Raw genomic sequence first — 7,420 nt, 5'->3', positions numbered from 1 at the left:
AGGTGCTGGCTTTTACTTATGTATTCATAAAATAGAGGTATCTGAAAATGAAAAATTTACTTCGATCTGCTGTTCAGTTAAAAAGACAAAAATTAATTAATAAACTAATCAAATCGGGGATTTAAAAAAATAAGAAGCATCTTTACGAAGTGACTTTGAGTGATCTTGAAAAAGATATTGAAAAAATATTCGGAACAGGAATTAAGACTTTAAATATAAATCCACTTTAAGAATCACTCTTTCATCAGAAAGGTTATACAAAAACTGTAGGAAAAGAAGACGAAAAAACAATTCTGGCTCATTTGCGGGTCTGCCATAATAAACACTATACGATTCCTTTAAAAATTCATTTATAAAAGAAAAGTCCACCATTTCATGAATTCGTCTTAAAAGATGATTCTCAGGGACTAAAGTATATAAATCTGAATGGAAAGAGAGTGATGACTGATTATGATTAAGTAACATAGATTAAACCTCATAACATAATTGATATAGCTAATTGTAACAAAAAAACGTCCTGACGGGCGTTTCTTCTAAAAAATGTAAGTGTTTTGCAGTGTATTCAATAATGGGGAGTTTTTCTGGAAGTTTGGAGCACTGAAGAAGTCAACAGGCTTTGTTTTCTATCCGGCTCTTCGGTTAAAATATGTTGTATAGCTAAATAATATTATTTGCTTTAATATGTTGTATAGCTATATAATATTGTTGTTGAAATATGTTGCATAACTAAATAAATTAATTTTCAAGGGGATAAAAAATGGAAAACAATGAACTGCTGCAATCATTTGTCATGAACATTCAATCCATTAATCGGTATTTGCGCTGCATGGGGTCGAATCAAGCGGAAGTAACCCGTGTTCAATGGATGGTATTAAGGCACTTACAGCGAAAAGGCAGTTGTACAATCGGAGAATTAGCTGAACACTTAGACGTTCGTTCCAGCACCATGAGCCAAATGGTTGATCGATTAGAAAAGAACGGAATCGTCTATCGAGCATCCAGTCAAAAAGATGCACGAATCAAAACAGTTGCCCTTAGTGAAAAGGGGCTAAAGCTTATTGGGGAAAGGGAAACGATTTGGGTAGATTCTTTGGCACAGCCTTTTCAATCCTTTTCCACAGAAGAAAAAGAAACTCTTCTGCACCTAATGGAAAAATTGGTAAGCCATATACCAAAAAAGAGAGAAAATAAATAAAACTGTAAGACCAAACATAATGCTTGAAAGGATTGTGTCCAGTTTGAATTGGAAAAGAACTTTATTGATACTATGGATAGCCGATTTCTTTTGTGCCATGGGAATGAGCTTAATATTACCCTTTCTTTCTTTGTATATAGAACAATTAGGGGTTCACCAAACCCAAGCAGTAGAACGGTGGACAGGGTGGATTTTTGCTTCTCAATTTATCGTTGCTGTCATCTTTCAACCGCTTTGGGGGTCTGTGGCAGACAAGTATGGCCGAAAGGTTATGCTGCTTAGAGCCGGGTTTGGAATGGGGATTGTTACAGCCTTAATGGGGCTGGTAACACAACCTTGACATTTACTTGTTTTACGTATTATTAATGGGGTTTTTTCCGGATTTATTTCGATGTCGATCTCCCTTCTCGCATCCGTTGCCCCTAATGAACAGTCAGGCAGGGCATTGGGTACTTTACAAACAGGATTAATTGCCGGTAATTTATTAGGTCCTTTAGCTGGGGGCATTTTGGCTGAAAAGATGGGTTATCATCATATCTTCTTTTTAACAGGTGCTTTTCTATGTTTAGCCGGTCTTCTAATCCTATTTTTTGTACATGAAGAACAAAAACCAGCTGCCCGGGCAAAACAGAAAAATAAGGTACATTGGGGAATGGTCAAGCCCTTGCTTCCAGTTTTTATTGCGTCTTTTGTTACTAATTTAGGAATGATGAGTATTGAACCATTGGCAACAGTTTATGCTAAAACAATTTATCATGGTATGCATTTAGAATTTTTTGCCGGTCTGGTGGTTTCCATTACAGGAATAGCGAACCTAATTGGAGCACCAACTTTAGGGAGAATCGGTGATAAAGTTGGTCAAAAAAGTGTTTTAGCCTTTGCTTTGTTGATGGCTGCTCTTGCTTTTATTCCGCAGGCCCTTGCTGGCAACATGACGACATTATTAGTCGGACGTTTCTTACTCGGCTTATTTATCGGAGGCCTTGTACCTTCTCTTAATGTTTTGGTGAAAAAATTGGCACCCCATGAAATTCAAGCTACTATTTTCGGCTTTAATAGTTCTTCGCTTTTTTTAGGGAACTTTGTGGGTCCTTTAATCGGCAGTCATGTTGCTGCTGTATGGGGAATTCGGTCAGTCTTTTATGTTACGATGACGATCCTTCTTATTAATTCGATTGTTATTTATTTTAATCGATCCCTGGAAACGAATAAATCTGCTACTAGAAGAGTTGCATCTTAAATGAGAAATATAACTTTTAGACAAAATTAAACGAGCGTTTTTTAGACTGAATTTTTCTGGAAACTACGCCGATTCTTTCCTGGGGCCTATTGGTTAGTGGAGGTGTCCGAAAAAGGGGGTACGTCAGGAAAATGCGAAATTGCAACGCTTTGCCTAATTGGACATGAAGGAATTTTTTTCTACAAAAACTCTAATCCAACTCTAATTCAACTCTAATCATACAAAAATACCATACTTGTATAATAATACTTATAAGTACTTTATTTCCTTTGTCAAAAAGTTAGTAGGAGAAAGCCGACTTAGAAAGGGAGAGTTAACAATGTACATCGATAGTATTTGTCCTAAATGTGGAGAAATTAGTCACGTTAAGTATAAAGGCGAAGAAATGATTGTGGTTACATGTAAGAACCACCATATGTACGATCATATTGTTATCCCTCTTTCTGGTAATGGAAGAATGAAAGATGACAAACGTATAAAATTAGAAGAAATGATTACTGAGAAAAAATTCCACCGTATGAGTAATAAAACAGTCATCTGTCTACTCATATTTAAAAATGGTTACGAAGTAGAGGGGCGTGCAACCGTCCGAGATGCAGCTGATTTCCATTTAGTGATCGGGAAAGATATAGCATATGAACATGCACTAAAAAGGGCCATGGTCGCATTAAGTTCATTGTTAACATAGTACGAGACTAGGAAGGTCACATCTGCGGACTTCTTTTATTAAATATATTAAGGGAATTATCAAAAAAATAGTTTAGGAGGAAACCCATGTCTAAAGACAACAAAAAGGGCTGGTACTTTCTTTATGCAGTGGTAGCTGTGGTCATTATTTTTATCTGTTTTTCAATCTATATTAACCAGTCAACTCTTGTAGGAAGTCTAAACCAAACGATGCAAAATAAGGGTACAAAAATGGTCTCATATCAACTCTATTCCAAAACCAAGGCTTTAATTGGTGGTGATTCGATTTATTTGGTAAAAGCAGCAAATGGAAAACAGTATCATGTAGATGTTGATCACAATCACTTAGTCATTTCAACGGCCGAAACGAAGTGATTATTGTTTTTATGAAATCTGACGTAGCATCCTTAGCATCCTTTTTAGTAAGGGGGCCCTTTATATTGAACTTAAGTAAGATTATGTTCTGAGTTTGAAAAAACCATTGAAAACAAAGGGTTTTGGGGCAATTTATAAAATATACCTTTTTGATAAAATTGAATTAATAAGAAAAAAGAAATGACGATCGAGGGTCATTTCTTTTTGTTTTTATAATCCCAATATTTTAGCTCATCGTAGTGTGATGTTGGTACTTCTTTTGTAACGTTCCCATTATCATCCTTATACACGTCATATTCTCGGTACGTTTCAACCATATAACCATTTTCCTTTACCTTTTTTACTAATTTTTCTTCTGTATCTTGTGTTTCAGTTGACAAGGCTTGGTCCATTGGACGGGAAACCGCTTGTTCGCTAGCGGTATACGAGTAATTTTTGTTTATAAAAGAATAAGGCGAATCCAGATAGGCAGTAAAAACAAGAATGAGGATAATAATGAAGATGGTTATGGGTTTGGTTTTCATTGCATTGGGCTCCTTTTAAAACAAACTGATCTATTATGCATTTTATGCACATAGCAAAGAAAGTTATGACAAGCCTTATCGTCAAAGTGAAGCACTTGGGAAGGCAAGGGCAAGATACTAGAGTAATTAAAAGAGCGTTGAAGCTGTTTGCGGAACCGGGAGAAAAACAGCTTGAGTGTAATGACATTACTAAACAAACAGGTGTGCCACGGTCAATTATATGCTAAAGCAAAGGAAAGTGCAGAAGAGTAGGCATTTAGATGTGTACCTATGCTTTCCTATAAATTATGTAGAATTCCATTTCAATACTTTCTTTGTAAACTATGTTGAATAATGCAACTAAATCAAACCATCAACAACGCAATAATTCAACATAGTTGACATTATGTTGAATTATATAGCAGAGAACAGCCTGGCGAAATTTAGTAGTAATAAACTGCAAGTGAAGATATCGAAGTGGCTTTGAAAAGTGGCTTAGCTTTTGGTATTCCAAATCATGTAAGAGCTTAAACAAGTGTATTCTCGATGGAAATCGGGAGAGGTCACGACCTTAAAGACGATGGTTAACAAATAAGGGTTACTATGAGAAGACTGAGGCCCGCCAAGGCGGAGTTGGAACAGAAACCCAAATCATTTCGCCTGAAGTGTATTCGGATGTTAAACAGGAAAAGTTTATCCCAATCGTTTCGGAAAAGGATGAGAACTCAAAGCCTTACATACCAACTTATATTAAGTCAAGAATGTATATTGACCTCTCCTCCGAGGGGAATTTTGAAAGGGAATATGAACGTTTGTTAAGGTATCTTTACAAGCGTCCAGAGTATAGGAAGCCAGTTTTGGGACAACTCCCGTCCTGGTTAATTGAAGATGCTCCCCCTCTCTTTAAAACAGATAATGTAAATAAACAGATTCGGGATGCAATATCAATTGAGTACACTCTATTGATAAGGTTTTGATTCCTTGATTGTAACTTTATATTTATTTTGCCCTTTTTTTAATACTTATTTTGCGCGAATAACAACTCACAGCAAGTACCAATGGTCTTTAGTATAAAACATACTAAAGAGTGTGGAAAATAGCTTGAAAGTTAGTATTATCAATCGTATATTCTGAAAGTTTTAAATATTATAATGAATACATATCGAACCAAGCTAAGGAGTGGATGAAAATGACCATTATGAGAATTGGAAGAGCCGAATTAAGAGTGCTAGATCTTGAAGAATCTATAAACTATTATACAAATATTATTGGTTTAGAATTAGTCGGAAGAAGTGAAGGAAGAGCTTATCTTAAGGCTTGGGATGAATTTGATCATCATAGCCTCGTACTGCAAGAGGCGGATTCACCGGGTCTCGATCATTTTGCTTTTAAAGTACGGAATGAAGTGGATCTCGAATTTTACGAAAGACAGGTCGAGCAATTCGGCTGTACGACAAAAAGGATTTCCAAGGGAACCCGACTTGCTGAAGGAGAAGCCATTCGTGTTACGCTGCCAACAGGGCACCAAATGGAGCTTTATCACGACATTCAACAATTGGGCAAGCAGACAGGTATCTTAAATCCGCATCCTTTTCCGGATGAAGCCAGAGGGTTGGCTCCACATCGTTTGGATCATGTTCTACTAACTGGTGAGGATGTGAAATCGGTTACAAGGCTATTTACAGAAGCACTAGACATGTTCCAGAGTGAAAGAATCGAGACTTTGGATGGAGAAGACATGGTTGGCAGCTTTATGTATGCACAAAATGGAAAGCCTCATGATATTGCCTTTATTAAAGGGCCAGATAATAAATTGCATCATGCTGCCTTCAAGGTTGATAATTGGTATGACGTGTTAAAGTCCGCGGACTTATTAGCAAGATATGATGTACCAATTGAAGTAACACCAACTCGACATGCGATAACCAGGGCAGAAACAACATATTTCTTTGATCCATCCGGAAACCGAAACGAAGCTTATTCAGGAGGATATATTACCTATCCAGATTTCCCTACCATCACTTGGACAGAGGACAAAATCGCTCAAGGAATCTTCTATCATAGAAGAGAAATGGTTGAATCTTTTATGAAGGCGCTTACTTAATAATCTTATATCCTATGAATCATTTAATAAATTGAAAACGGTTACTATGAACCTATGATTTTCTTATCCCTAAAAATGCCCATTTACAAGAGGAGGAATTTTATATGACGAATACAATCCAATTAACAAAAGAGAAAGTAGATATGGAGCACTGGTTAGCTGTAGCTGAGAAAATAGGTCAAACTGCTGAGGCAGAAGCAAGAGAGGCCGATCAAAATGGTCATTTTTCTCCAAAGATCGCGGAGGTGATTGTTGAAGGCGGAATTAATAAATTAATGCGCTCGAAACAATATGGCGGTACATTTATCGGTGTAGAACCATTTACAAAAATTGTGAGAAAGGTTGCCAGCCATAGTATGGCCGCAGCATGGTTAACAAACTTCTATGCGATCCATGATATTTGGCCTGGTTATCTTCCTCCAAAAGGCAGAGAAGAAGTTCTTGGTTCTCATGAACTGATTGCGGATGTTTTTGCGCCAATTGGCCGTTTGGAAAAGGATGGAGATGGATACCGCCTTTATGGGGAGTGGAACTTTGCCAGCGGTGTTTTATGGAGTAAATGGATTGGTCTTGGTGCGATGGCTGATCTTGGGAATGGTCCTGAGTATGTCATGCCTGTACTAAAAACTTCAGATCCAAACCTTAAACTGATTGAAAACTGGGATACACTCGGGTTACGCAGTACGGGAAGTAATGGGGTTCATGTGGATGGTGCTTATATACCTGAACATCTCATCTTAAAAGGGAAAGATATATTTGGTCTCGGAAAACCGGCGGGCGGAGAGTATGATGCAGAAGACCCTGTTTACCGTATGCCATTTATGCAGATGTTCTTGGCAGCCTTCCCTGCTACGTCATTAGGTGCCATGGATCGTTTAATTGAGATTTTCCAAGAACGTACCGAAAAACGTGTTCGGGTATTTAATGGAGGCAAGAACGAGAAAAACGGTTCTGGCAGTCAACGTGTGCTCGCTGAAATGAAAATTCAATTACGTCAAGTAGAGGGTCTAATGGATCGTTATATTGAAGTTCTTGAACAATGGCAAGAGGAAGGGAAAACCGTTGCAACTGAAGAAGAACGCATGGAATTGTTTGCGATTCGATCACAGGCTGCTAAAATGGCAGCAGAAATGGCCTTGAAAGTGATCTTAACACTAGGCGGAACTTCTATTTTCAAAGGAGATCCAGTGGAGTTATTTGTAAGGGACGTCATCGCATTCGCTTCACATCCAACGCAGCTTTGGGAGGATGCAATGGGCTCATACGGAAGTACGCAATTTGGTGGGCCAGGACATCCTACTTGGTAATTGTATGCC

Annotated in this window: 7 protein-coding genes and 1 pseudogene; 6 read left to right on the top strand and 2 right to left on the bottom strand. The window is 37.7% G+C overall.

All coding sequences use genetic code 11. The annotated features are described in order from the left end of the window. Positions 1–201: 201 nt before the first annotated feature. On the bottom strand, positions 202–465 hold the full coding sequence (locus tag JN080_RS30180) for a transposase (RefSeq protein ID WP_483861552.1): 264 nt from the start codon (positions 463–465) through the stop codon (positions 202–204). 292 nt (positions 466–757) lie between these two features. Here JN080_RS30180 and JN080_RS25210 point away from each other — a divergent pair, with 292 nt between their 5' ends. From JN080_RS25210 to JN080_RS25195, 4 genes and pseudogenes are all read left to right on the top strand, one after another. Then, entirely contained in the window at positions 758–1,195 is a 438-nt protein-coding gene (locus JN080_RS25210) for a MarR family winged helix-turn-helix transcriptional regulator (RefSeq protein WP_256238715.1), read from the top strand. 19 nt (positions 1,196–1,214) lie between these two features. Further along, a pseudogene (locus JN080_RS25205) lies at positions 1,215–2,435 on the top strand (MFS transporter). Positions 2,436–2,754: 319 nt separating this feature from the next. Beyond that, positions 2,755–3,123 (top strand): Gp49 family protein, encoded by a 369-nt coding sequence (locus tag JN080_RS25200; RefSeq protein WP_256238714.1) that lies wholly within the window; start codon positions 2,755–2,757, stop codon positions 3,121–3,123. Positions 3,124–3,209: 86 nt separating this feature from the next. Then, positions 3,210–3,497, top strand: a complete 288-nt coding sequence (locus tag JN080_RS25195; RefSeq protein WP_256238713.1) for a hypothetical protein — start codon at positions 3,210–3,212, stop codon at positions 3,495–3,497. A gap of 194 nt (positions 3,498–3,691) precedes the next feature. On the opposite strand, the gene JN080_RS25190 is transcribed toward JN080_RS25195, so the two are convergent. Then, complete coding sequence (locus JN080_RS25190) at positions 3,692–4,021, bottom strand: hypothetical protein (RefSeq protein ID WP_256238712.1); 330 nt, start codon at positions 4,019–4,021, stop codon at positions 3,692–3,694. A 1,168-nt stretch (positions 4,022–5,189) separates the two neighbouring features. On the opposite strand from JN080_RS25190, the gene JN080_RS25185 reads away from it, so the two are divergent. After that, on the top strand, positions 5,190–6,104 hold the full coding sequence (locus JN080_RS25185; protein ID WP_256238711.1) for a catechol 2,3-dioxygenase: 915 nt from the start codon (positions 5,190–5,192) through the stop codon (positions 6,102–6,104). A gap of 104 nt (positions 6,105–6,208) precedes the next feature. Continuing rightward, a complete protein-coding gene (locus JN080_RS25180) occupies positions 6,209–7,411 on the top strand; it encodes an acyl-CoA dehydrogenase family protein (protein ID WP_256238710.1) in 1,203 nt (400 codons plus the stop codon). Positions 7,412–7,420 lie beyond the last annotated feature (9 nt).

This window comes from Bacillus sp. EB600 (assembly GCF_024494385.1).
Classification (GTDB): domain Bacteria; phylum Bacillota; class Bacilli; order Bacillales; family Cytobacillaceae; genus JAEVLT01.
The sequence above is the reverse complement of the archived record's forward strand: the minus strand, read 5'-3'. Positions and strand labels throughout refer to the sequence as shown.